General features: G+C 42.5%; 21 protein-coding genes and 1 riboswitch. Of the genes, 11 read left to right on the top strand and 10 right to left on the bottom strand.

Translation table 11 applies throughout. The annotated features are described in order from the left end of the window. Positions 1-134: 134 nt before the first annotated feature. Positions 135-224: riboswitch (glycine riboswitch) on the bottom strand. Positions 225-682: 458 nt separating this feature from the next. Further along, positions 683-2389 (top strand): flavocytochrome c, encoded by a 1707-nt coding sequence (locus QMG11_RS18740; protein WP_281837834.1) that lies wholly within the window; start codon positions 683-685, stop codon positions 2387-2389. Between the two features lie 124 nt (positions 2390-2513). Here the strand turns inward: QMG11_RS18740 and QMG11_RS18735 are convergent, their stop codons facing one another. The 3 genes from QMG11_RS18735 to QMG11_RS18725 all read right to left on the bottom strand — a co-directional run bounded on the left by QMG11_RS18735 (position 2514) and on the right by QMG11_RS18725 (position 7928). Continuing rightward, complete coding sequence (locus QMG11_RS18735; RefSeq protein ID WP_281837833.1) at positions 2514-3572, bottom strand: hypothetical protein; 1059 nt, start codon at positions 3570-3572, stop codon at positions 2514-2516. A gap of 129 nt (positions 3573-3701) precedes the next feature. Further along, positions 3702-6776, bottom strand: a complete 3075-nt coding sequence (locus tag QMG11_RS18730) for an SbcC/MukB-like Walker B domain-containing protein (protein WP_281837832.1) — start codon at positions 6774-6776, stop codon at positions 3702-3704. Beyond that, the gene (locus tag QMG11_RS18725) at positions 6777-7928 is read right to left on the bottom strand and encodes an exonuclease SbcCD subunit D (protein WP_281837831.1); all 1152 of its coding nucleotides are present in this window, start codon (positions 7926-7928) and stop codon (positions 6777-6779) included. It abuts the gene before it with no gap. Positions 7929-8162: 234 nt separating this feature from the next. Between QMG11_RS18725 and QMG11_RS18720 the strand changes: the two genes are divergently transcribed. Continuing rightward, complete coding sequence (locus QMG11_RS18720) at positions 8163-9389, top strand: MFS transporter (protein ID WP_281837830.1); 1227 nt, start codon at positions 8163-8165, stop codon at positions 9387-9389. 114 nt (positions 9390-9503) lie between these two features. Here QMG11_RS18720 and QMG11_RS18715 read toward each other — a convergent pair whose 3' ends face one another. Further along, positions 9504-10400, bottom strand: a complete 897-nt coding sequence (locus QMG11_RS18715) for a DMT family transporter (RefSeq protein WP_281837829.1) — start codon at positions 10398-10400, stop codon at positions 9504-9506. Between the two features lie 425 nt (positions 10401-10825). Here QMG11_RS18715 and QMG11_RS18710 point away from each other — a divergent pair, with 425 nt between their 5' ends. The 5 genes from QMG11_RS18710 (at position 10826) to QMG11_RS18690 (ending at position 15883) form a co-directional block, all read left to right on the top strand. Further along, positions 10826-11464, top strand: a complete 639-nt coding sequence (locus QMG11_RS18710) for a GntR family transcriptional regulator (RefSeq protein ID WP_281837828.1) — start codon at positions 10826-10828, stop codon at positions 11462-11464. 227 nt (positions 11465-11691) lie between these two features. Further along, positions 11692-12069: a GrdX family protein gene (locus QMG11_RS18705; protein ID WP_281837827.1), complete on the top strand. Its 378-nt coding sequence runs from the start codon at positions 11692-11694 to the stop codon at positions 12067-12069. 18 nt (positions 12070-12087) lie between these two features. Then, the gene (locus QMG11_RS18700; RefSeq protein WP_281837826.1) at positions 12088-13374 is read left to right on the top strand and encodes a glycine/sarcosine/betaine reductase component B subunit; all 1287 of its coding nucleotides are present in this window, start codon (positions 12088-12090) and stop codon (positions 13372-13374) included. A 27-nt stretch (positions 13375-13401) separates the two neighbouring features. After that, positions 13402-14709, top strand: a complete 1308-nt coding sequence (locus tag QMG11_RS18695; protein WP_281837825.1) for a glycine/betaine/sarcosine/D-proline family reductase selenoprotein B — start codon at positions 13402-13404, stop codon at positions 14707-14709. A gap of 40 nt (positions 14710-14749) precedes the next feature. Then, positions 14750-15883 (top strand): YkvI family membrane protein, encoded by a 1134-nt coding sequence (locus QMG11_RS18690; protein WP_281837824.1) that lies wholly within the window; start codon positions 14750-14752, stop codon positions 15881-15883. Positions 15884-16034: 151 nt separating this feature from the next. Here the strand turns inward: QMG11_RS18690 and QMG11_RS18685 are convergent, their stop codons facing one another. Genes QMG11_RS18685 through QMG11_RS18665 form a run of 5 tightly spaced genes read right to left on the bottom strand, consistent with a single transcriptional unit; the run spans position 16035 to position 19619 of the window. Next, complete coding sequence (locus QMG11_RS18685) at positions 16035-16775, bottom strand: ABC transporter ATP-binding protein (RefSeq protein ID WP_281837823.1); 741 nt, start codon at positions 16773-16775, stop codon at positions 16035-16037. A gap of 21 nt (positions 16776-16796) precedes the next feature. Next, the gene (locus tag QMG11_RS18680) at positions 16797-17747 is read right to left on the bottom strand and encodes an ABC transporter substrate-binding protein (RefSeq protein ID WP_281837822.1); all 951 of its coding nucleotides are present in this window, start codon (positions 17745-17747) and stop codon (positions 16797-16799) included. 28 nt (positions 17748-17775) lie between these two features. Next, positions 17776-18534, bottom strand: a complete 759-nt coding sequence (locus QMG11_RS18675; protein WP_281837821.1) for an ABC transporter permease — start codon at positions 18532-18534, stop codon at positions 17776-17778. Continuing rightward, positions 18506-18805, bottom strand: a complete 300-nt coding sequence (locus QMG11_RS18670) for a thiamine-binding protein (protein WP_281837820.1) — start codon at positions 18803-18805, stop codon at positions 18506-18508. Before QMG11_RS18670 ends, QMG11_RS18675 begins: the two co-directional genes overlap by 29 nt. Positions 18806-18860: 55 nt before the next feature. After that, positions 18861-19619, bottom strand: coding sequence for a TatD family hydrolase (locus tag QMG11_RS18665; RefSeq protein ID WP_281837819.1), 759 nt, complete (start codon positions 19617-19619; stop codon positions 18861-18863). A 481-nt stretch (positions 19620-20100) separates the two neighbouring features. Between QMG11_RS18665 and QMG11_RS18660 the strand changes: the two genes are divergently transcribed. From QMG11_RS18660 to QMG11_RS18645, 4 genes are all read left to right on the top strand, one after another. Next, positions 20101-20298 (top strand): hypothetical protein, encoded by a 198-nt coding sequence (locus QMG11_RS18660; RefSeq protein ID WP_281837818.1) that lies wholly within the window; start codon positions 20101-20103, stop codon positions 20296-20298. A 323-nt stretch (positions 20299-20621) separates the two neighbouring features. Beyond that, complete coding sequence (locus QMG11_RS18655; RefSeq protein ID WP_281837817.1) at positions 20622-22319, top strand: hypothetical protein; 1698 nt, start codon at positions 20622-20624, stop codon at positions 22317-22319. Beyond that, a complete protein-coding gene (locus QMG11_RS18650) occupies positions 22312-22971 on the top strand; it encodes a LytTR family DNA-binding domain-containing protein (RefSeq protein ID WP_281837816.1) in 660 nt (219 codons plus the stop codon). Before QMG11_RS18655 ends, QMG11_RS18650 begins: the two co-directional genes overlap by 8 nt. A 176-nt stretch (positions 22972-23147) precedes the next feature. Further along, the gene (locus QMG11_RS18645) at positions 23148-24080 is read left to right on the top strand and encodes a VirK/YbjX family protein (RefSeq protein ID WP_281837815.1); all 933 of its coding nucleotides are present in this window, start codon (positions 23148-23150) and stop codon (positions 24078-24080) included. A 113-nt stretch (positions 24081-24193) separates the two neighbouring features. On the opposite strand, the gene QMG11_RS18640 is transcribed toward QMG11_RS18645, so the two are convergent. Continuing rightward, a partial coding sequence (locus tag QMG11_RS18640) for a BCCT family transporter (RefSeq protein WP_281837814.1) occupies positions 24194-25228 on the bottom strand: 1035 nt, incomplete at its 5' end.

Here is a 25228-nt window from a genome sequence, read left to right as displayed (position 1 = left end):
TTCCCACCAATAGTATTAATAGAGGTGGTCCCCATACAAAGTTGTTTATCGATTGAAAAAAGTTTAGTGCATCCATTTTAGTGTCCTCCCCGCTTATTTAGCGAAATTTAATCATGATACTATAAAGCATATAATCAAATCCCTCTGTCCTTTTACCTGAGAGTTTTACCCCATGGGCTTGCACCTTCGGTGTCCATCATTTGGATCTCTCCAGAGGTTCGTCCAATATAGGTCCCGCTTTTGTTAGCAAAAGCACCTGAAAGATTTACTTCTTCGGCGACTACTGTCTTCTCCCTATACCTTCAACCGATATCTTTAATTAATACTTAATAAAATAGATTAGTTCACATAATAGCTCTGCAGGTACATCCTGTACCATATAAAAGACATTTCAATGGAATATCTCTACAATATTAATACATTTTTTTTCATATATCAATAGATAAGTGAATAAAATATCATTTTTTATACTTGACTTTATCAATATTAGCTATTTATAAAAGAACATTGTATCATTTATTTTATAAACCATTATTTATTGGTCTTTTAGATCTATTTCAGCCCCTCCTTCTCCTCATTTTTTACAGGGGTGTACATTTTTAGTTGACATTTTTTCACTTTGTTCATACAATGTAGAAAACAAAGTACGAGATCGTACTATTTATTCTAGGAGGATTTTTATATGAGATATAATGACGGATCTTATAGAAGTACTGGTATTGGATATGGTGGAGAGATAGAGGCTCTTGTTACTGTTGCAGAGGGAAAAATTCAGAAGATTGAATTTACCTCTCACAATGAGACCCCTGTAATTTCCGATCCTGCCTTTAACAATGTGCCGGCTAAGATCGTAGCTGAAAATACACTTCTTGTTCCCAATGTAAAGGGTTGCTCTATGTCATCCCGTGGAATCAGAGAGGCTGTTAAAAATGCCCTTATTGAAGCTGGGGCAGATGCTACTCTACTGGAAGATGAGATCGTAGAGGCTGAAAACCTTGAAAAGATAGTTGTAAACAAGAGAGTTATTAAGGATAGAGAGGAATTTGATGTGGCCATCGTAGGTGGAGGGGGAGCTGGTCTCTCTGCTGCAATCACCGCTGCCATGGGAGGAGCCAAGGTAGCTCTTCTGGAAAAGATGGCTGCTGTGGGAGGAAATACCCTAGTATCCATGGGAGGAGTTAATATTCCAGGAAACGATGCCCAGAAGGTAAAGAATATAGAGGACAGTTCAGAGCTGTACTTCAAGGACGCCCTTGCAGGGGGAGACGGAGAGAACGACCAGGAGCTCTTTAAGATACTTGCTGAAAATGCCCTTCCTACATATGAGTGGCTTAAGGATGAGATCGGAGTAGAGTTCAAGGAGGGAGAGCTTCTTCACTTTGGAGGACACACTGTTCCAAGAGCAGCTGTATTCAAGGGGAAGTATGCTGTGGAGCTTATCTCAAAGCTTAAAAAGAAGGCCCTTGAGCTGGGAGTGGAGATCAGAACTGGAGTAAAGGCCGACAAATTAATTATGGATGAAAATAGGGTTGCCGGTATAGAGGCCCTTGATTCAGGGAAAAAAGTTAAGTTCTACACTACAAGGGGAGTTATCTTCGCATCTGGTGGTTTCTCTGGAAACGTTGAGATGAGAAAAAAATACAACCCTGAGCTGGACGAGAGATACAAGACTACAAACCAGAGCGGAATTACTGGAGACGGACACGTTATGTGTGAGGAGATAGGGGCAGACTTCGTTCACATGTCATATATTCAGACCTTCCCAATTGCAGATCCTTCAAGTGGAGCCCTTTCCCATGTGGGAGGTTCAAGATTTGACGGAGCTATCCTTGTAAATAAGTCCGGTAGCAGATTTGTAGAGGAGCTAGAGAGAAGAGATGTGGTTTCCCAGGCTATCCTTTCCCAGGAGGGGGGAGTAGCTTACCTTGTATGGGCAGATGAGGTAGAGGCTGTAGCCAACAGAACTACTGCCAACAAAAATGAGGTAGAGAGATTAAAGAGAAACGGACTATTTACAGAGGGAACACTGGAGGAGTGTGCCACTGCAATGGAGATAGATACCCATGAGCTTAAGGCTACCCTTAATAGATACAATGACTTTGTAGCAAAGGGAGCAGATGAGGATTTTAACAGAAGGGGAGATCTTGTAAATATTGAAGAGGGGACATTCTACATACAGACTGTAGCTCCTGCTGTTCACCACACAATGGGTGGAGTAAAGGTGGACAATGAAAACAGAGTTCTCGATAGAGATGGAAAGATCATAGAGGGACTGTATGCCGCTGGAGAGATCGTAGGGGGAATCCACGGAACAAACAGACTAGGTGGAAATGCAATTACAGATATCCTTGTTTTCGGTAAGAGAACTGGTGAGAATATAATGAAATAAAGAAACAGCAGAGCTAAGCTCTGCTGTTTCTTTATTATTTAGGAAAATGTAGAATTCATAAAAAATAACGTAAAGCAATGAGTGATCCAATTGATTATCAGGATGCAACGTCACGTTGCTTTTATTAGAAACGTCCCTTGACTACCTCTTCCTCAGATATTATCCCTGCATCTACTAGAGCTGCCTGATAGGATGTATTCTCCCTGGACATACGTACAGTGGATCCTGCAATACTGTCAAAGGAATCCTGAACAGTTCTTGTAGCCCCTGCCCTGCTCTCAAGCCCAAAGGCATTATCCTCATTGATCCCCTTGGCGTATCTAGGCAAAGACCAGTCGATAAGGGAAGTTATTTCATTGGCATTCTTTCCCTGAAGGTACTCTGCTATTGAGTCGTAGTTACCCTTCCATCCTCCATTTGAGTGGAATCCGTGTGTAGCTTCCATCTGGCTTGGTACCCCATCTACAAACTCTACTCCAAGAGCTGTAAGCATCTCTCCCACAGTGGAACTCTCATCTACTCCCTCTAAAACCCCATAATCGGATATTACATGATTAAACATGTGCAGGTCAAAGAGATTCTTCCCCTCTAGCTCGCTCCAGTCCTCTGGCTTCAAGAGTCCGCTTCCAGAGGTTCTTACAGTTGGTACCATCCCGTTATTTATAGTCAGTTCCCCTACCTGAGTGTCAAAGTCAAAACCAGGCTCAAACTTTGCCTCCAGCTTGTAACGGATAACAGCATCCACAATTGCCAGGGCAACGGTACCGTCCTCATCTACTCCAAGAGCATAGAGACTCATCATATCATTGGTTTTTATATCAAACATAGATACACCCTTCTCATACTCAGCTCCTGGAACTGCAGCCTGTGGATCTATGGTGAAGTCTATGGAAACCTCTGCTTCAGGGTTGTTTCTCGCTACCCATTCGCCATTTTTAAAGGAAAGGAAGTCCATCCTTACCTCCTTTATGATCCCCTCATCATCAAGGGTAAGGGTAGTCTCTATCTTTTGGTCCGTATCCTCAAGCTTTACTCCCTTGGCTTCCCCCTTCCAGGAAACCCCCTTATATGTTGAGGTGTTCCCTTGAACTACCTCATCTCTCCCTGTAGTGTCTGCTCCCCCACATGCAGTCAGCAAAGAGATAAGTACCGCACTCCCTAAGATTAATCTTCCTTTTCTCATCTTCTCCTCCTCAAACTATATATAATTACTTCACTTTGTCTTAAAATTATACACATGATGAAGGGAATTAAAAAATTAATCTTCCTTAAAGTATTTTAATTGTTCTTTTAGTCTTCCTTTTATAAAATTCTATACAACAACCTCTACACTGCTTCCTCTGACTGTCTTCACTACCCTTATCTGGCTGGTTATCGTCTGTTTCAGTTCATTTACGTGAGATATGATCCCCACTGTTCTTCCACTGCTCTTAAGCTCTACCAGTATATCCATAGCTACCGATAGGGATTCTTCATCCAAGGTTCCAAATCCCTCATCTATAAATACTGAATCCAGTTTTATTCCGCCATTTTGAGATTGAACCACATCTGAAAGCCCCAAAGCTAAGGCCATGGAAGCTTTGAAGGTCTCTCCACCAGAAAGTGTTTTTATACTCCTTTCCTTACCTGTATGGGAGTCAAATACATTTACTTCCAGTCCCGATCCGGCGTTTCCCTTCTTAGCAGAATCAAGCATCATCCTGTATTGGTTGTTTGTCATGGTCAACAGCCTGTCATTTGCTCTGTCCAGCACATCTTGGAAGTATACAGCCAGCACATAGTTTTGGAAGGTAATATTATTTTTCTTATCCCCGTATTTTCCCACAGATAGGTCATATAACTTACTGTATACCCTGTACTCCTTCTCTTTTTCCTCTAGGAATCCTCTGCTTGCCTTCAGCTCCTCCTCGGGCTTTGCGAAGGTATTTAACCTGGACTTATTTTTATTTATAACTCTGTCCAGCTCCTCTATCTTTTGGGAAATTTCCCTCTTTTTCTCCTCCAGTACCTCCATCTCAACCCTTTCTGCCTTCTCATACTTAGAGTTGTCCTTTATTATAGTCTGAACCTCCGTTAGCCTTCTCACATGCTCATCTATCTCCACCTTCAATCTTCTGACATCTATGGCCAGGGCTTCTCTATAATCCTTCATATCTGCAAAGGAGTTCTCTGTCAGCCTCTTATTCCACTTGGTTCCCTGTTCCTTAAGGACCTCCTTCAACCTATCTATATCCACCTTTAAGGATGATAGCTGAGTAGTTTTTTTAGTTATTTCATCCCTCATCCTCACTATCCTCTGGATAGTTTCCACTGTCTCCTTTACCTGGCCTTGAACTCTGGATAACTCCTCCTCATAACCCTCTATGGAGATATTATTCTCTGCAAACTTTTTTTGAGTATCTTCTATTGCCTTCTTAGAGTTCACAAGCTGGGATCTCAGTACCTCAATATTAGTTACCAGCCTTCCCCTTTCTGCCTCTAACCTCTTTTGTTCATCGGTCTCTCTCCCTATCCGATCCTGAATATCTATTAGATCCTTCTCTGTAGAGAGCCCCTCTAATCTTTTCTGGGATGCTCCTATTCCCTCCTTTATCTCTCCATCAAATTTGACTAAGGCTTCCCAATCCTCTGGAAATTTATTTTCCACTGCCTGAGCTGTTACCTTTTCCTTCAGAGCACCAATACTGTTTCTCAGGTTTTCCAGTTCACCCTTGGAGGTATTGAAAAGGTCGTTACACCTCTCATACTCAGCCTTACTTCTGTTTAGTTCCTCTTCTGTAGGTGCTCCCTCTGGCTTCTCCGCTTTTTTAGGATGCTCCATAGACCCACATACTGGACACGGCTCTCCCTCTACTAACTTTACAGACAGCTTGTATGCTTCCCCCTGAAACCACATGTTATATAGATTCCTGTAAAGGGAAAGTTTTTCCTGGGTTTCCTCCATAAAACTGTGTAACTTCTTTTCCTTTTTCTCAGCCTCCTCTTCTCTAGCCGCAATATTTTTTATCTCGGTTAATATGGGTTTCAGTTGCAGCTGTTTCTTTTCTAAATCATCCCTTCTCTTGGATTCCTTTTGCCTCTCATCCAGTTCACCCTTGATCCTCTCCTGGGATTTTTTTAGAACTTCTATCCTCTCCTCTGTATTTTTAAACCTATCTCTGTTTTTATCCAGCTCCCCTTCATCTGCCTCTATTTTATTCCCGTTTATTTCCAGAGCTCTTTTATTTTCCCTATAGATCTCTATATCCCCCTTAAGGGTTTCCATCCTGCTGATACTGCTCTTTAATCCGCTTACCCTTTCTTCATACTCCTCTAACCTGGATATCTCCTCCCTGTTTGCCTCCTTCAAAGCCTTCAGCTTTTCATCTTCTGCCTCATACTGAGCTGTCCTTTCAGTTAAGGTTTTTCCTGTCCCCTCATAAACCTTATACTCTCCACTTATCTCCATGGCCCTGTCATATCTTTTTATCTTTTCTTTTTTCTCCTCAAAGGTCTTTTCTTCCCTTAGCAGTTCCTCCTGCTTTACCTTGGCAAGGTTAAGCTTATCAATATTGCCGTTGATCAATCTTCCTGTGGCTATCCTTTCAGTGACAGCCTCTATATTGTGCTGCTTTTTCTCAGCTTCCCCCTTCTCTATGAGGTTATTGATGCTTTCCTTTTCACCCTCTATAATTTCAGACAACCTATCATAGTCCAGGTTTTCCTTAACCACCATCTCCTTCCACACAGGATCTTCTATCTCCAGGGTTCCCAGCCTGGCAAATATATTTCTTTTTTTAGTGGAGATATCTCCCCTGATACCTTCGCTCTTTAGCTTTAATCTTTCGCTTACCCTCTCATAGATATCCGTGTCGAATATCTGTCTCAGTATTTTTGACTTATCGGTGGAGTTTGATTTTATAAACTCACTAAATGACCCCTGAGCCAGCATTATTATCTTTTTGAATTGAGAGTATTCTAGTTTAATTACATCCTTTTCGATGAACTTATCCACTTCGCTTTTTTTTGTTTTTATCTTATCTCCATACTCTATCTCAGCACTTTCACTCTTCTTTGAGAGTTTTCCATTTCTATTTATATACTCATATGCAGGAGTTCTCCTTACCCTGTACTCCACACCATCCAGCTCAAACTCATACTCCACATAGGCTTTGGACTTTTCCCCTTCAGTTATATAATCACATATGATTCCGTTCTTCTTTTCAGTGTCATCAAAGTTTGTTTTTCCAAATAGGGCATATGTAATACCATCGAATATAGAGGTCTTTCCGGCTCCCGTTGCCCCGGTAATGAGAAATAATCCCTCCTCATTTAGCCTTGTAAAATCAATATCCACCTCAGTGGCATAGGGTCCAATCCCCAGCATCTTCAATCTTTTTGGTCTCATCTACCCTTCCCCCTTTATTATCTCATTTACTATCTCTCTTACCTTCTCTACCTCTTCCTCATCCAACTCAACTCCCACGCTGGCAGCCAGATCTTTAAAGAGTTCATCTGTTGGCACCTTATCTATATTAGCTGATCTGTGGTCCTTTCTTACAGCATCACTTGTAGCTATCTCTATTCCCAGTTCCATTACCTGGGAGTACTTGGTTCTCAGCTTATTCATGGCATCCAGCACGGTCTCAGTGAGGGTCACCTTCAGATAGGCATCGCTGTCTATATCTGCTTCCATCACCTCATCAAAGGTCCCCTTGATCTCTACCATGGGATACTTATCCACTATCTCTATATTTTCCACCTCAAACCTATCCCTATCTATATCGATTACAGTGAGAGATTTTTTTTGGTTTCTTTCTGAAAATGAATACTTTATGGGAGATCCCGAGTATCTCACCCTTTCACTCTTTACCCTTCTGTTTCCGTGGAGGTGCCCAAGAGCTGTATAATCAAAATCTAAGAAGTATTTTTCAGCTACAGATTCCTTGCCTCCCACTGCTAGAGGTTTTACAGATTCCTCCCTCTCTATATCCTCCTCCTTCTCACCGCTTCCTATTACAAATCCGTGGTAGAGGGCTATATTCACCCTGTCCCTGTCCAGCTGTGCCACAGCCTCCCCTGTAATAAACTTCATTGTATCGTCATATGTAGATACTGTAAGTTCCCTCTCCTCAATTACCTCACCGAACTTTTTTCTTATTGTTGCAGGAGTGACAAAGGGCATCAAATAAAAATCAAAATTATCCACGCTTACCTTATTTACCAACTTATTGTATTCCCCCACTATATGAAGCCCCTGCTTAGCCAGTATCCCCCTTGAAAATTCAAGTCTGGCAGGACTGTCATGGTTACCGCTTATGGCTATTACCCTTACCTGCAAGGTGTTTATCAGGTGGGATAAGAATTCGTCCAGTGTTTCCGTTGCCTCCTCAGAAGGAACACTCCTGTCATATATATCCCCAGCAATAAGTACAGTTTCCACCTTCTTTTCCTCTATCACTCTATATATCTGTTCAAAAACATCCCTTTGATTTTCTATCATAGAATATCCATTTACCTTCTTTCCAATATGAAGGTCGCCTAGATGTAGTATCTTCACTTCTTCCTCCCTCTGATCCCCCTGGATCACCGCTCTTTAAGGTTATTCTAACAGAGCTTCATAGATTTTAAAATAACTTCTTTCCCTCCCTGGCTTCTTCCAATACTAAACTATACAGCTATAAGAAAACAAAATTACTTCTTTATTCTCAATAACTTCTTGACTTTCCAAGGGGAGTGTTGTATTAAAATAATCGAACATTTCTTTTTAAATTGTTGAATCATAGGAGGTCCCATGAATTTTTTAATCTACCTTATCTCTTCTGCTACATCTTTAATTGGTTCTCAGATGCAGTCTATTATTATTCCCATCTATATATTAAATATTACTAACTCCGGCATGCAAATGAGCAAAGCTGCCACTTCCTTTCTGGTAATCCGGTTATTGGTTACTCCCTTTAGCGGGATTCTGGCAGACAGATTCAACAGAAAACATATTATGATCATCTCGGATATCTGTAGCTTCCTGGTAGTGGGAGGCTTTGTTTCATTTATCTCCCTTACTCCAGATACTATCATCTTTATGCAGTGTATCCTTGTTGCTATCTCTGCTGTTTTTTCCAGTGCCTCCTCTGCTATTTTTAGCGAACTTACATTTAAAGGTTCTATCGAAAGGTGTAACAGTGTCTACGGGAGTATGATCAACTTTACCTATATATTTACTCCCGTTGTTGCTCTGTCTCTCTACAACTTTACCAGCCTGAAGTTTATATTTACCCTCAATGCCGTCACCTTTCTACTATCAGCCTGCTTAGAGTCTCTGCTGGCCTACACATTTCAGGAAAGGAAGTTATCAAGATCTAATTTTTCCCTTAAGGAGCTGACCACCTCCTATACTCCTGTTATCAATTACCTCATGGCAAAAAGAGAAATTTTAGGGGTATTTTCCTTTGCTGTTCTTCTAAATTTTTTCTACAACCCTGTTCTGGTAATCTTTATCCCCTACTTTATTCTTAAGGTGTTAAACCTTGAAAATACATATGTAGGATACTTTGAGAGTCTTTGGGGAGGAGGCCTTCTTCTAGGGAGTCTCCTTCTGGTAAAATATATCAAGAGGTACAACTTCAGAAGTAAGATCGCTCTCTTTCTCATTGGGCAGCTCACTATCTTCGTGTTTTTCTTTACTGGTAATAACTTAATGCCACTCAATATCTACCTGGTAGCCGCAGGGCTTCTCACTGTTATCTGTGCCTTGCTAAATACATTTGTCAACACTCCATTGTTTTCATACCTGCATATTGTTGTTGATTCTCATATCAAGGGAAGGTTTTTCTCCTTCCTCCAGATCTTCCTCCAGGGAATTACACCCCTGAGCTATATGTTGCTGGGACTGATTCTAGACAGGTTCACTAATATCTCCATTGCTATATCCCTTACCTCCATTGTCTATATCATCGCTATCTTCCTCTACTTTCATAGGTCCCCCATTGGTAGGAGCTATCTCCTCTCCAATGAGACTTAGTCTAAGAATTCTTTAGTTATAGAGACCTTAATCTTTCCCAATGAAAAACCTCCCTAATTACTAGAGTAGGTCTAGTGATTAAGGAGGTTATATTGATTTTTTAAGCTTTACTATCTAGACTTCAAGGACAGGAATCTTCCTGCTTCTCCTGAAAGGATCAAAGTTTATATTGGGAAGGATGCTGGCTAGTATTATCAGGAGGATTCCCAGGATCTTTATTGGTCCAAGAGCCTCTGAGAAGTAGATCTTCGCCACTAGTGTAGCCACAACAACCTCCATCACACACAGGATGCTGGCTATTCCAGGCTCTATAAACTTTAAGCCCCTGTTATACAGGGTGAAGGAAAGTATCGTTGGAAATACTGCCAGAATCATCCCATAAAATAATATCTCCATATTAAACTTCAGCAGATACCCACCTGCATCGATAAAAAACAGCTGGATTATTCCTCCAAAGAGAAAGCTGTAAAACAATATCTGAAGGAGGCTGGCTCTTGCTCCTAACTTCTTTGAAAAGATAGGGGTTATACCAAAGGAAAAGCCTGAAAGGAGCCCCGATAATATCCCTAAAAAACTCAGGCTAATTGTGAAAACTCCCCCTGTTACTGCAAGAAAACATCCCGCAATTGCAAGAATTACCGATATCCCCTTACTGATAGTCAGCCTCTCCCTGTAGATGAGAAAGGATAGTAAGTTTGCAAAAACCGGGGAGGTATATAGCAGAACAACAGCTATCCCCAATCCCAGTTGGCTAATTGCTATAAAGTACCCTATATTCAATCCAGCCTGACTGGCTGCCCCCACCCCAATCAGTAACGGCACCAACTTCAAATCCACCTTAAAGAATCTTATATCATAAAAAACCATAAATGCTCCCATTAAAGCTGCTCCAAAAAACGATCTCGTTACCCCTACTTCATAGGAGTTCAGTCCCGCCTCCTTCAGTGCATCCACTGGGATCCCAAGGGTTCCCCAGAGAACTGCTGCCAATATAACCAAAATATATCCCATTTTTTTCATGCTCCTCTACCCACTCCCCCTAATATTTTAAGATTCTGTCCCGAAACTGCTCTATCTTCCATTATTTAAAGTTTTTAGTTGCCCTTCATCTCTTGAATCTCCATAAAAAATCACCATATAGAACACCTTCCATAATACACCCCCAGAAAGACAGAAGTAAAATATAAAGTTTTTATGCTTAAATCCCTATCCATTTAACTATAAAAATCTCCCTGTAAACCTTAAATTCACAATGGAAGCTACCTGAATCTTTCAGTAAAATTTAAAACTTCAAGAAAAGATTTCATGATATATTTTAAGGTTAAAACAAAATGACCTATTAGGTTTGACAAGGTAAGAAAAAAACAGTTATACTTGTAGATATTGGGAGAAGTTTCATTGAAAAAATTTAAACTAGGGCTATCAAGGGGTATTCTATGGGGAAAAAAATGGCGACAAATGAAATCTATAATATTCTAAAAAATAGAATTATCAAGATCGAATATGAACCGGGGATAATTCTTAATGAGGTTGATATTGGGAACGAGTTCCAGATAAGCAGAACACCAATAAGAGAGATATTTCAGAAGTTGAGCAACGACAAGCTGCTTAAGATTATCCCGAGATATGGTGCTCAGGTTGCACACATTGATTTTAAATATATGAAGTCCGTCTTTGAGCTCACAAGGGACCTGGACAGTCTGGCTACCAAGCTGTGTATAGATAATATCTCCCAGGAGGAGATTGAAAAACTTGAAGTAATTATGGAGAAGCTCCATAACTACAATATTCAGGAGGACTACCAGGAAGCTATCCTGGAGGATGAAAAGTTCCACCAAATAATTCTGAAAAACAGCGGAAATATATGTTTAGAGGAGATCCTCTCCAACCTTCACGTTCACACTGAAAGATTGTGGCACTACTGTGAGGAGCACATAGATACTATGGAGATCTTCACAGAAACACTGGGAAAGGTACTAGATGCCATCAAGGAGAAGGACAAGGAAAAAGCGGAAAAATATACCAGGGAACACATCGATTATTTTGTGGAAAAGGTAAAAAAAGAGATGCTATAGGATAAAATCAGCTGCCTAAAGGGCAGCTTTTTTTATTTCATAAACTTCATCTAAACCTTAATAAATAAGGGTCAGGAAGATTCCTCCTGGCTCTTTTTATATTTTTTTAAAATTTTTTTTAAAAAAAGAAGGAAACTTCAAAAGTACTTGTATACCTTACGCAAAATTAAAAAATACAATAAGTATACAACAAGTATGAAAAAAGTTTTTAGAAGGGAGAGATGGAAGTGGAATATCTAATAGTCACCAACAACCCACTGGTTAAGGAAGGTTTTGACGATATTTATTTTGTGGAGGGAACATCCAGAGAGCTCCTAGAGAAGGTGAGGGATCTGGTGCATGCAGGCCATGAACTTGTAACCCACCCCTTGGGAGCCAGCTTAAGGATGATGTTTTCACCGTGTTTTTCAGTGGTTTTAAGAAGTGAAAAAAAAGATTTGAATTATTTTCATACTGAGATCATTGAAAGTAGCCTTGAAAAATATAAGCTTAATATGGAGGTGAGAGGGGAGGACACTAAAAATTCCAGAGATTACGCAATGATTGACTATTCACTTTTAAGATCGGCTTTTGTGGAGATAGGAAATAATCAAATGTCTTTTTAAAAAATAGGAGGTATTATTTTGAAGTTAGAGCATGCAAAAATTAAAATCAAGGATATTCAGTATGGAGAAAAAACTTTTGTTCAAAATGGAATCTTATTTGTCAACAGGGAGGAGGTAATCTCTACCCTAATGAAAAACTCCAAGATCAAGGATATAAGGATTGATATTGCAAGGCCGGGAGAAAAAGTAAGAATAATTCCTGTAAAAGATGTAATTGAACCAAGGGTAAAGGTAGAGGGTCCAGGAGAGGACTTTCCAGGTGTACTGTCAAAGGTAACCCAGGCTGGAGAGGGAAGGGTAAACATCCTAGATGGTGTGGCAGTGGTGACCATAGGTGATATCGTTGGGTTCCAGGAGGGAGTTATCGATATGTGGGGAGAGGGAGCTAAGTGGACTCCATTTTCCAAGACCCTTAACCTGGTAGTGGATATCACTCCAGTAGAGGGACTGGAACCCCATGTTCATGAGGATACCGTAAGGATGGCAGGATTAGAAGCTGCCGCTCTCATAGGAAAAGCTGGTAGAGACGCTGAAATAAGTGAAATTATTACCTACGAAACTGGAAGTACAACTGAGGAGAATGCCAAGTATCCAGACCTCCCTAAGGTACTATATGTGGAGATGCTCATATCCCAGGGACTTCTCCACGACGGTTATATCTACGGTGTCAACTCCCAGAAGATACTTCCTACCCTGATCCATCCAAACGAGGAGTTAGACGGAGCGGTAATCAGCGGTAACTGCGTGGCAGCCTGCGACAAGATAACTACATATCAGCACCAGAATAATCCTGTGATAAAGGATCTTTATGCTAAGCACGGGAAGGAGCTAAACTTCCTTGGGGTTATCTTGACACCGGAACTGACAACCCTTGATGGAAAGCTGAGAACCTCTGACTATACAGCAAAGCTGTGCAAGATGATGGGGGCTGACGGAGTCATCGTATCCGAGGAGGGATATGGAAACCCAGATACAGACCTCCTCATGATCTGTAAACGACTTGAAAATTCAGGAATAAAGACAGTACTCATAACCGATGAGTGTGCAGGAAGAGACGGAATGTCCCAGTCCCTGGCTGATACAGCTAAGGAAGCTATAGCTGTAGTTTCAGGAGGAAATGTAAGCCACCTGGTTACCCTGCCACCAGCAGATGTAATTTTAGGAAACCCAGAGGCAATCTCTACCCTGGCTGGAGGCTGGGAAGGTTCACTCCTAGAGGACGGAAGCTTAATGTGTGAATTGAACGCTATAATCGGATCCACATCTGAGATAGGATATCACAACTGTACATCGAGACTATATTAAAAAAATAATAAGTGGAGGGAGGATAGAATGGCAAAAAAAATTAGAGTGGCATATTACCTGAATCAGTTTTTCGGTCAAATAGGTGGAGAGGACAAAGCTGGAATAGAACCTCAGCTGGTAGAGGGAGGGGTAGGACCTGCAATGGCCTTTGAGAAGCTTCTCAAGGGAGAAGGAGAGGTAGTGGGAACCATAATCTGTGGGGACAACTACTTCAATGAAAAAAAAGACAGTGCAATGGTGACTATAGGTCAGATGATAGAGGATATGAGCCCGGACATCGTTGTTACAGGACCGGCCTTCAATGCTGGAAGATATGGGATGGCCTGCGGAGCGGTAGCTAAGCATGTTGTGGAAGAGCTTGGTATCCCTGCAGTAACGGGAATGTACATTGAAAACCCTGCAGTGGACATGTGCAGAGACAAGGTTGCAATCGCCGATGTGGGGGCTTCTGCAGCAACTATGCGTAAGGCCATCGACAGAATTGCCAACATAGCATCTAAACTGAGCAGGGGAGAGGAGCTTGCAAGACCTGAAGAGGACGGATACATCCCTCAGGGGAAGAGAAAGACGATCTTTGTGGATAAAAACGGATCCACAAGAGCTGTGGATATGCTTTTAGACAGATTAAATGGAAGAGAGTTTAAAACGGAACTTCCTATGCCTGTATTTGATACTGTGGAACCTGCAGAAGCTATCGACATAAGCAAGGCAACTATAGCTCTGGTTACCTCTGGAGGAATCGTACCAACTGGAAACCCAGACAGAATCCAGTCAGCAAGTGCTCAAATATGGGGGAGATATGATATCAGCAACCTTAAGAGCCTCAAAGAGGGAGAGTACTGCACAATCCACGGAGGATATGACCCTGTCTATGCCAATGAAGATCCAGACAGAGTTGCCCCTCTGGAGATGCTTAAAAAGTTGGAAGAAGATGGATATATCGGAAGTGTCCACAACTACTTCTATACTACAACTGGTACAGGAACTTCCGTAGGAAATGCTATTAAATTCGGAAGAGAGATGGGAGAGCTCCTCAAAGAAGCTGGAGTGGATGGAGTGATCCTTACCTCCACATGAGGAACTTGTACTCGTTGCGGTGCAACGATCTTAAAGGAAATTGAAAGATTTGGAATAGCTGTAGTCCACATGGCTACAATAACTACCATATCTAAATCTGTAGGAGCTAACAGAATCGTTCCAACTGTAGCAATCCCACATCCAGTGGGGAACCCTAGCCTTTCTTCTTCAGAAGAGTATAGCCTAAAGCATACCCTTGTTAAGAAAGCTGTAGATGCTCTGGCTACAAAGATTTCAGGAGTGACTGAATTCGAGTAGGAAGACGGAGTAAATATCTTTTGAGGAAGGAGAGTCAATTATGGAGAAAGAGATTAATCTTAAAACAGTTATAATGTTTGCTGGGGCTATAATCGCCTTTCTGATAGGTTCAGGATTTGCAACTGGTCAAGAGGTTTTGCAGTACTTTGCAGCTTATGGTTATTGGGGAATAGCGGGATCTCTTCTCACTCTTTTACTTCTAATATATGTTTGTTCCAGTTTTCTGGTAGTTGGACACAGGGAAAAATTTGAAAAGGGCAATGATATCTACAAATACTACTGCGGAGAAAAATTAGGACTTTGCTTCGATTATTTTTCAACAATATTTTGCTTTATGTCCTTTATAGTCATGGTAGCAGGAGCCGCTGCTACCATGAAACAACACTACAATACGCCCCTGATTCTTGGAGGGCTTATAATTGCACTTCTGTCTCTGGTTACTGTTCTCACAGGACTGTCCAAAATAGTTGAGATTGTGGGGAGGGTCGGGCCCACTATAGTTATAATTTCAATAGTTGTAGGAGTTATGTCCATCTTAAAGAACTACGTAAATCTAGGCCCAGAAACAGTGATACCATCCCTGGAATCACTGGAATCCTCTGAAAAGCTGGTAAAGGCATCTTCATCCTGGTATTTAGCTGCCTTTTCATATGTGGGGTTCTGTATGCTTTGGCTGGCTGGGTTCCTGGCTTCTCTGGGAGCTAAGGCCCAGAGCTCTCTGGAAGCTAAATCAGGGGGAATCCTTGGAGGAATTATGTTTTCTCTGGCAGTTGTTGTTGTGACTCTGGGGCTGCTATCCTCTATAAATACAACAGCAGGGACACAGATTCCGATGCTCTATCTGGCTAACAACGTACATCCACTCTTTTCCAGTGTATTTGCTCTGATAATTCTAGCGGGGATCTACTCTACAGCGGTTCCTCTTCTCTGGAGTGTTTCAGCAAGATTCACCAAGGAAAATACCAGCTCCTTTAACCTCCTCACACTGTCACTGGCAGTTGTAGGTTTCTTTATCGGGGTGTGGCTCCCCTTTGACAGGCTGGTAAATATAGTCTATGTTATCAATGGATACTTTGGAGGTATCCTCCTGATAATAATGTTCTATAGGTCTATAAATAAAAGGCTGGGAGCAAAGGAGGAGGTTTCTACCTCCCTTCCCACAGAGGACAGATAAGAAGCAACGTGACGTTAAACCCTTATTATCATTTGGGATATCCATTATTTCATTTAGTTCTTTTAAGAGAACTATACTTTCTATAACAATAAAAATGGCAGAGATAATTCTCTGCCATTTTTTGCCTTTTATTCTTCTTTTAAGAGTCGTGTTACCCTCTCAATATCTTCAGTATCTCCCTCTTGTACTCCATGCACCTTTCCTCTAAAAGGATCTCCCTTCTTCTGGGTCTCTCCTCCTCTACCTCTATCTCCAGCTCTATCCTTCCCGGCCTTCCAGTCATAACATACACCCTGTCCGATAGAAAAAGAGCCTCATCTATATCGTGGGTTATAAAGAGAATAGAGTGGTTGTGCTTCTGCCATACCTCCAGGAGCCACTCCTGCATCTCCATCCTGGTTATGGCATCCAGTGCACCAAAGGGTTCATCCAGCAGCATGAGATCCGACTCTATAAGAAAGGTTCTCAGAAGGGCTCCCCTCTGTCTCATCCCTCCAGAGAGCTCATGGGGGTAGGCATTCTCAAAGCCAGCCAGTCCAAACTCCTCTATTAGTGGAAGTATCCTCCCACTGTGTTCTCCCTTGGGCTTCTTAGACACCTCCAGGGGTATCCTGGCATTCTCATAGAGGGTTCTCCAGGGCAGGAGGAGGTCCTTCTGGGGCATGTAGGAGATGGGCTGGGTATAATCCCTGCTCTCTGCCCCCTCTATCCTTACCTCTCCCCTATACTCCCTGATAAGTCCCGTTATTATCTTAAAGAGGGTGCTCTTTCCGCATCCGCTGGGCCCCACTATGGATATAAACTCTCCCCTCTCTATATGGAGCTCTATATCCTCTAGCACCTGAATTGTATCAAACCTTTTCTCTAATTTTTTTATATCAAGAACCTTCATGGCTTCCTCTTTCCTTCAAATTTAATCCTCTACAAACTCATTGGTAAAGGCTTTCTTCATATCTGATTTCTTCTCTATAAGTCCATTGTTAAATAGCCACTCCTGGTAGTTTACCCACACCGACTCCTTTTGTCTTCCCCAGTATGGTGCATCCTCCTGATACTTTCCAGCAAGGAACTTCTGACTCTCCCTTACAAGGTTTTTATCCAGCTCTGGCACCGCTGCAACTAAGATATCCGCTGCTGCCTCTGGATTTTTCATGGCATACTCATATCCCCTCCTCACCGCTCTCATAAACTTCTTCACGCTCTCCCTGTCTCTGGTTATCTTTCTTTCATTTGTAGTGATAACCGGTGTATAGTAGTCCAGAGCTTCCGAGTATTTATTTAGTGGAATATAGTTGATCTCATGTCCCTTTAGTCTGGCCTCTATATTGGTCCATCCCTCAAATACCCATGCAAAGTCCACGTGATTCTTGCTGGCCTGGAAGAAGTCCATATCCCCCGTTGTGAGAACATTTACCTTACTGAAATCTCCCCCGTCTCTTGTCATGAGCTCCTTAAGGGTTGCTGTTTCCACTGGAGAACCCCATCCCCCGTAGTTTTTACCCTCAAAGTCCTTGGGACTCTCTATCCCCTTGGATTTTACCGAAGCAAACCCAGAGGTATTGTGTTGGATTATCGCAGCAAGGGATACAATGGGAACTCCTTCAAGCCTTGCAAAGGTAATAGATTCCTGATAACTTATACCAAAATCTGCCCTTCCGCTGGCTACCAGCTGATCCGCTGTCCCGTTGGCAGGCTGAATTATCTTAACATCCAGTCCCTCCTCCTTGAAGTATCCCAGTGCATCTGCCACATATAGTCCTGTGTGGTTGGTATTTGGAGTCCAGTCCAGTACCGCTGTTATCTTCTTCTCTGCCCCCATTACCACACTTGCCACAACCATAAATAATAGTAATAACCTTTTCATTCTTCTTCTCTCCTTTTCCATGATCTTCCTATTTTTTCTTCCAGGGCATGAGCAGTTTTTCTATCCCTTCCACTGCCTTAAACAGTGATATGCTCAGAGCTACCACCACTATTATTGCCCCAAATAAATTATCTGTTCTAAATGAGCTTATGGCTCTGGTCATATATATTCCCAGCCCCCTCTCTGCCCCCAGCCACTCACCGATTACAGCTCCCATCACTGCATAGGTAGCCGCTATCTTAAGTCCTGCAAAAAAGTTTGGCAGACTTCCCGGGAGGATTCCCTTAAAGAAAATTGTATTTCTGTCTGCCCTCATAACCCTCATAAGGTCTATAAGCTCCCTGTCCACCTGATCCAGCCCCTCTAGAAAACTTACCAGAATGGGAAAGGTGCAGATAAGCACCACTATAACTATCTTTGGGAACACCCCAAACCCCATCCATATGAGGATAATGGGAGCTATTGCAATCAGAGGTATAGTCTGGGAGATGAGGAGAAAGGGATAGAGTATCTCCTTCACCCTCTTAAAGGGGTAGATTAGCCCTCCAAGTATCAGAGCTAAAATTATAGCCACCCCAAAGCCTATAAGGGACTCTGCCACAGTTACCCCACTATGACTCAGAAGTATCTCCCTCTGCTCCATCATGGCTCCTATCACCCTGGTGGGAGCTGGAAGTATGTACGTAGGTATATCCCTGTACCTCACAAGGAGTTCTGTAAGAACTACCATCCCTGTGAGTATTCCCATAAACAACAGGTTATTTTCTAAACTTTGCCACTTTTTCATCTATAGTGATTCCCTCTTTCTTGTGATCAAATTTTGCCACAGTACATACCCTGTCTGCTCCATAGGTAAAGCAGATCTCCTGGGATTTCTTCAGTACCTCTAATAGTTCCTCAAACTCTCCCTCTACAGCAGTTCCAAGGGCTCCCACCTCATACTTAAGTCCCGTCCCCTGAATATACTCTATTACAGCGTCTATCACCCTGTACTTATCCTTCTCCGTTCCTCCCTCTAAACTTGGTAGTATCTGAATATCTAAGTTTGCCAGTGCCATCCTTCTCTCCTTTTATCTCTTTATTTTTATAAATTTATCTGCTTTTGAATCCTTTCTACTCCCCTGCCCTAAGATATTTCAGGGTATTTTCCCCTGCTATCCTTAGCAGCTTTTCTACTTCTATCCCGTGGTACTCAGCCAGACTCTCAGCCACCTGAAATATCATTGTAGGAACTCCCCTCTCCTCCCCATATGGACAGGGAGCGTCGCTTTCCAGGAGAAGCCGTTCCAGGGGGATCCCCTTTACAAAATCAAAGTAGTGCTGATTTGTCACTATCTCCGGGCTCACAGATATAAAATGTCCTGCATCTACCAACCTTTTCAGGTGTTCATCCCCTCCCTCATACCAGTGAAAGAGAGCTCCTCTGATTCCGTATCCTTCAAGGATGGGAAGGACTATCCCTACATCATCCCCTACCACATGAAGGTTCAGGGGAAGATCATACCTTGCAGCTGTTTCAACAAACCTCTCAAGGAGCTCTGCCCCCCTCTTCTTTATGGCCTTTCTCTCCTCAGAGCTCTTCCCCTCCATATAGAAGTAGGGTATCCCTACCTCCCCTATACCGTCTAGGAGGTCTCTTCTCTTTTCTATGAGGTTCAGCATCTCCTCTGCCTCCTCCTGGCTGCCCTCCACCTCGGGATGGATTCCCAGAAAGACCCTTATATTTTCAGGGTATCTCTCCTTTAACCGGAGCATCTTTCGGGCACTCTCCATATCCATGGCCACAGCCCCTACTACTACCTTCCTTTTTACAGCTTCCTCCATCTCATCCTCTGTGAGACGATCAGCATGACAGTGTATATCCCAGTACATACTTCCCCCATAATTTTTCAAAAAAAAATCAGACTCTTTACAGTCTGATTAATGATAACTACATTTCCCTTCCCCAGTGGGTCCAGTCAGACGGTCGAGATCGAATCTCCTCTCAGCAAAAGCTCCCGGTTTCTTATATTTCTTTAATTGCATTATAAACAATTCTAAGGGGAGCTGTCAACATAACTTCCCCATAAATATTTTCAAACCTTCCTCCCCCTTCTAACTTCCCTTTCTAACCCCCTCTATCTCTTTCGTTCCATTCAAATAGCAGTAGCTTAAAAATAAAAATTTAATAAATTTTGATGACTAAAAAGACAAGTGTCGTGGATTTATTATTTTTTTCTATGTATAAATAAACTATCATGCCTCCAAGGTTTAATTTTCAGAGATTTATTGTGGTGTGATCTACAGAGAAAGTTTCAAACTATCTCCGGTGAAAGCTAAAGACTTTAAATAAATTAAGATAAGGGTGATGAAGATGAAAAAGTTATTATGTGTTGCGGCTATAGCTGTATTGGGAGTGGCCCTGTCTAGCAGAGTCACAGTTGCTGAAAGGGAGCCTGTAAGGGCTATGAAGGAGTCCTACTCAGCTAAAATGGTAGACAGCAGAGATATCCAGGTAGTCCACAAAGAAAACCTGGGAAACTGGTCTCTCTATGTCACTGAGAGCAACTAGGAAGCTACTGCAAGTTTATGGCTTCCAGGTGCCTTACTCTAGGACTTCCCCCTTGGGAAGTCCTTTTCATTTGCTTCCCCTTCTCTCTCCACAAATCCTCCCCTAGAGTAACCCTTTGTGTGAAAAAGCAGATACTTTGTGCAACCTCCCTGGCTATAGATTATTATTTCTGATATAAGCTATTAGTGGAACGCTCCTTTCACGGGACCTTCCTTGAATAGTACAATAACTTCCCTCTCCCTCACTTATGGTAAGAGTGAAAAGATGATATAATGTACTTTAGAATCCACAAACCAATTAAACTAAAAGTAATGGAGGTTTAAATGAACATAAAAAAGCTTTGGAGCCTTCTGGCTCTTCCCCTTATCTATCTGATATTTCTCCTTTATCCGGTTACTCCCCAGGACTACCTGAAGATCGAAGTGGGTCTGGAAAAGCTCCCCGAGATCTATAGCCTTGTGGATATTGAGGTCTATAATCAGGAGGGGCAGGAGATGGAAATCGATACCTTTGATCTCCTGGAGGACATCTATATATTTGATTTAGAGGAGGGAGACTACACCCTTCAGCTGAGATATAACAATGAAGTTAGATTCATTCCCTTTAAAAGAAGGGAGGGATACCAGGAGCTACCAAAAGTTTTCTTCACAGCTTCTGCCTTTGATAAGAAGCAGTCTGTATTTCTTTACTCCATGCTCTTTATAACCTCTCTTCTGATACTATCCACATCTAAGGTGATAAACAAGCACAGAAACAAGCTTCTGGAAGTGGCTACCTACTCCCTTTTGGCAATTATCTCCCTGAGATTTGTTATTCTGGGATTAAAGTTCTACGATCTTCACTGGTGGAAGTATGTATTCAAGCTTTCCCTCTTCTTTGAGGTATTTTTGGGATTTGCCCTCCTCTACTGGGTTATGGATAGGGTAAAACTTCCCCTTGCCGACCTTGTGAAAAGGGGAGTAGGTCTGCTTCTTATACTGCAGATCATCTTTACGGGATTTCTTCTATTCTTTGATTTTCAGAGGATAATAGACCTCCTCTTTTACACCAAGGGAAGCAATGCCCTTATCTTCATGTGTGATATCCTCTTTGCTGTAAGGGAGTTTCTCTTCCCCACAATAGCCACCATTATATTTTTAAGCAGCATCTACCCCCTTGTAAGAAATACATCAAGGGTAAAGTGGAGAAAGGAGTTCAGCTTCACCCTGGTAGCTGCTGTTCTCACTGTTTTTAGCTGGTACTATACCTTCCATGAGTTTGAAAATGGACGCCTGGACAGCGTAGTGGAGATCTATACATTTTTATCTGTATTTATTCTGGTCCTCTTCAAGGCCTATATCTTTTCCGACTCCCGGGAGTACAACCTCTTAAGGTACAGCTTCTGGTGGTCTGTGAGGTTAAACTATATAACATTTTTAGCCTACATCTACCTCATATATACTAGGAACTTCAACTACACCCTCACAGTCCTCGGGGTGATCCTTATGACCGATATCTTCTACTTGAACCTGAGAAATTCAGTGGAGTCCCAGCACTTCTCCATGAGCAGGATCCTCTTCAAGGAGGGGGAGGTTGCTACCCTGTCCCAGCTAAAATCCCTCGTTGAGGGGGAGGTAGGAAAAGTTATACCTGTGTCCCATATCTCACTGGATGTGGACTTTAACGGAGTAACTCCTGAGAAGGATGAAGAAGGGACACTCTTCTTCACCGGAACCCTCAATAAAAGAGCTATTCTTTCCCTAAGGCTTTCCCCCCTCTATCCCCTGAAGATCTTTGAAAGAAGAGCTCTGGAGGAGCTGGTAGAGGAGCTTCCAGGAGTAGCCCTCAGGATCCACTACAGGGAGAGTCTCCTAGAAGGTCCCTCCATGGACAGCTTTACCATGGGTACCAGGCTTATGGAGCTCAGGGAGCTGATCCTTCTGGGATCCTCCATGGAGGAAGGGAAGGTCAAGGATTCCATCAAGGAGAGTGTCTTGAAAGAGATAGATTCCCTTATAGAAGAGGTGGATAGCCATGTTTAAGATCGGGCTGTGGGTGAGTAATCCCACCTACCTTCTCATCTGCAATACTATAGAGGGCAATTTTCTAGATGTCAGGAACTCTCCGAGGCTTCTGGAGGAGTGCTCCCTGGTTATCCTGGATGAGACCTTTACACCTGAAAGCAGTACCGAATACCTTTCCCTTATAGAAAAGGCTGTTGTTCTAATGGGTAACTCCACCACTTCTGTGGCCAGGGAGCTTTTAAAAGCCGGCTCCCTCTTTGATATGATCTCCAAGAGAGACTTTATTCTCCTGGAAGGCATCCTCCGAGAGTTTTACAGGGAGGAGGTAGAGTATATCAGAATAGAGACTGCCACCTCCGTCTCCCTTATTAAAAGGGAGGAGATCGCCTACATCTCCTACGACCGTCTTCTCAGAAGATCTGTTTTTACCCTGGTAGACGGAGAAACCTACCTCTCCAAGGTATCCCTGGGAGAGGTGGAAGAGATTCTCACAGGGGAGTTTTTAAGAGTGGAGAGGGGCTGTATAATCAACAAAGCCAGACTTAAATCCATCAACTTCAGGGATGAGCTTCTTCTCTTTACCGGGGGAGTCACCCTCTCCTTGGGAAGACGGATCCTGAAAAAGATGGAGGGATCGGTCTTTAAGGATAAGCTCACCTTAAATATCTAGATTCTCAATTAAAGGGCTCGGATTTTCCGAGCCCTTTTTCTGTACCTTCATGGATTTAGCAGTTTTGTGTATATTTTACTGCCTTTTGTGAGGGAGCCCTTATATTTAAATCCTATTCTGATATCATATCTCCATAGTAAACAAAAGTGCAATTCGTACACTAAAGGAGATTCAATATGAGAAACATACTTTTTTATTTAAAACTTATGTCCCAGGGAAGCAAGAAGGGGCAGCTCAATACAGGAAAGAAGAAGATGAGGTTTGCCCTGAGAACTCTTCTCTACTACCCATGGGTGAATAACCTTACAGACTTCATACTGGAACACGACTTCCTTTCAACAACAGTCTTTACCTACCCCATCCTGGTGAGCAAGCTTCACAGACCCTATATGAGCAGCTCCACCAGCATGGAAGAAAAACTCCAAACTATAAAGGACAGCTATGGATATCTCGACAAGGTCTTCCCCGCAGATATCAGAGAGGAACTCTATACCCAGGGAAGAGTTCAGGTTGGCAGCATAACAGGAAATAACCAGGAGGAGTTCAAGGTAGTTTTCGCCCTCTACCCCCGTTTCGACAAGGAGGGGGAGTTCAACCTCATCATCACAGACTCAGAGGACCTCACCCTTGCAACCCTCACATACAGCATACAAAGGGATGGCAGCAGCTTCAGAACCTTTATCGGGGGACTCCAGGGAGGTCACAGAGATACCGATCACAACCTGATAAAAGCAGCTACTAAAAACCTCTACGGTATCTTTCCAAAGAAAGCCCTTATGGAATCCCTCTACTTCTTGGAGGAAGCCCTAAACCTCTCCACAGAGAAGATATGCGTAGGAAACGATCATCACGTATATACTGCTGAGAGATACAAGAGAAAGAGAAGTATCCACTCCAGCTACGACGCCTTCTGGGAATCTCTAAATGGATGGAGGACCGATTCTGGACTATGGAAGCTTCCTGAGACCTTGGAGAGAAAGGATATCCTCAGTGTTCCCAGCAAGAAGAGGGGGCAGTATAGAAAAAGATATACCCTTCTAAATGAACTGGAAGATTCCATCTTGAAGACCTTTGGAAGAGTTAAAGAAGTAGAGGAGATTCCTGCATAACCTTTAAAACCCCTGACTTTTCCTTCGTGGGGTAGATGAATTTATTTCTGAAAAACAAAAGAGCGCCTGCAGCTGCAGGCGCCCTTCTAATTATAAGGGTGTTATATGACTAATTAATCGTCCTTTATCTCACTGAGATTTTCTGCCCTCAACATCTTTATAAGAGCTATCATACAGAAGATCATTACAAAGGCAAATGGGAACGCCCCTGCTATGGAGATAGTCTGAAGCATCTTCAGTCCATTGGCACTTCCTAGCATTAGAGCCAGCGCAAGAAGGGACTGGATAGTTCCCCAGATAACCTTTCTCTTAGTAGACGGGTTCAGATCTCCATTGGAACTCATCATTCCAAGAACGAAGGTAGCCGAGTCTGCTGAAGTTACAAAGAATGTACAGATAAGAGCCAGGGTTACCATGGAGATTAGACCTCCCATAGGATAGCTGCTCATTACCACAAAGAATGCTGTAGATGTTGACTTGATTGCTTCCCCTGCTACTTCTACTCCCTGATTGATACCCATAGATCCGAATACTGCAAACCAGATAAATGATGCTAGTGTTGGAGCTAGTAGCACTCCAGAGATAAACTCTCTTATAGTTCTTCCCTTGGATATTCTAGCTATAAAGGCTCCTGTAAATGGTGCCCATGCAATCCACCATGCCCAGTAGAAGATAGTCCACCAACCATACCAAGGCTCATCGTTGAAGGCACCTATCTGGAAGCTCTCACGTGGAAGAGCAGCAAGGTAGGCTCCAAGGTTATCCACAAAAGCATTTAGTATCAGAAGTGTAGGTCCTAAGATGAAGGAGATGAGTACCAGTACCCCTGCTATTCCCACATTTAAGTTGGACAGGAACTTGATTCCCTTGTCCAGCCCAGTAACTGCAGACAGCATAAAGGCAACTGTTACCACCACTACTATTATTACCTGTACAGTACCATTTTCAGGTACTCCAAAGAGGTAGTTAAGACCACTGTTTATCTGATATGTTCCAAGTCCAAGGGATGTAGCTACCCCTGCAACTGTAGCAAATATAGCAAGTATATCCACTGTTTTACCTATTGGTCCCTGGGCTCCCTTCTCACCAATGAGAGGAATAAAGATACTACTGATAAGCCCCGGCTTATTCTTTCTAAACTGCATATA

Origin of the sequence: Propionigenium maris DSM 9537, assembly GCF_027925155.1 — a bacterium.
GTDB classification, from domain to species: Bacteria; Fusobacteriota; Fusobacteriia; order Fusobacteriales; family Fusobacteriaceae; genus Propionigenium; species Propionigenium maris.
Note: the sequence above shows the minus strand (reverse complement) of the source record. Positions and strands in the feature narration are given on the sequence as shown.

Coding starts and splice junctions, on each gene's coding strand:
- QMG11_RS18735 (WP_281837833.1), bottom strand. CDS start 3,572: ATGAGAAAAGGAAGATTAATCTTAGGGAGTGCGGTACTTATCTCTTTG.
- QMG11_RS18690 (WP_281837824.1), top strand. CDS start 14,750: ATGGAGAAAGAGATTAATCTTAAAACAGTTATAATGTTTGCTGGGGCT.
- QMG11_RS18655 (WP_281837817.1), top strand. CDS start 20,622: ATGAACATAAAAAAGCTTTGGAGCCTTCTGGCTCTTCCCCTTATCTAT.
- QMG11_RS18680 (WP_281837822.1), bottom strand. CDS start 17,747: ATGAAAAGGTTATTACTATTATTTATGGTTGTGGCAAGTGTGGTAATG.
- QMG11_RS18660 (WP_281837818.1), top strand. CDS start 20,101: ATGAAAAAGTTATTATGTGTTGCGGCTATAGCTGTATTGGGAGTGGCC.
- QMG11_RS18685 (WP_281837823.1), bottom strand. CDS start 16,775: ATGAAGGTTCTTGATATAAAAAAATTAGAGAAAAGGTTTGATACAATT.
- QMG11_RS18715 (WP_281837829.1), bottom strand. CDS start 10,400: ATGGGATATATTTTGGTTATATTGGCAGCAGTTCTCTGGGGAACCCTT.
- QMG11_RS18670 (WP_281837820.1), bottom strand. CDS start 18,805: ATGGCACTGGCAAACTTAGATATTCAGATACTACCAAGTTTAGAGGGA.
- QMG11_RS18720 (WP_281837830.1), top strand. CDS start 8,163: ATGAATTTTTTAATCTACCTTATCTCTTCTGCTACATCTTTAATTGGT.
- QMG11_RS18730 (WP_281837832.1), bottom strand. CDS start 6,776: ATGAGACCAAAAAGATTGAAGATGCTGGGGATTGGACCCTATGCCACT.
- QMG11_RS18740 (WP_281837834.1), top strand. CDS start 683: ATGAGATATAATGACGGATCTTATAGAAGTACTGGTATTGGATATGGT.
- QMG11_RS18665 (WP_281837819.1), bottom strand. CDS start 19,619: ATGTACTGGGATATACACTGTCATGCTGATCGTCTCACAGAGGATGAG.
- QMG11_RS18675 (WP_281837821.1), bottom strand. CDS start 18,534: ATGAAAAAGTGGCAAAGTTTAGAAAATAACCTGTTGTTTATGGGAATA.
- QMG11_RS18645 (WP_281837815.1), top strand. CDS start 23,148: ATGAGAAACATACTTTTTTATTTAAAACTTATGTCCCAGGGAAGCAAG.
- QMG11_RS18710 (WP_281837828.1), top strand. CDS start 10,826: ATGGGGAAAAAAATGGCGACAAATGAAATCTATAATATTCTAAAAAAT.
- QMG11_RS18650 (WP_281837816.1), top strand. CDS start 22,312: ATGTTTAAGATCGGGCTGTGGGTGAGTAATCCCACCTACCTTCTCATC.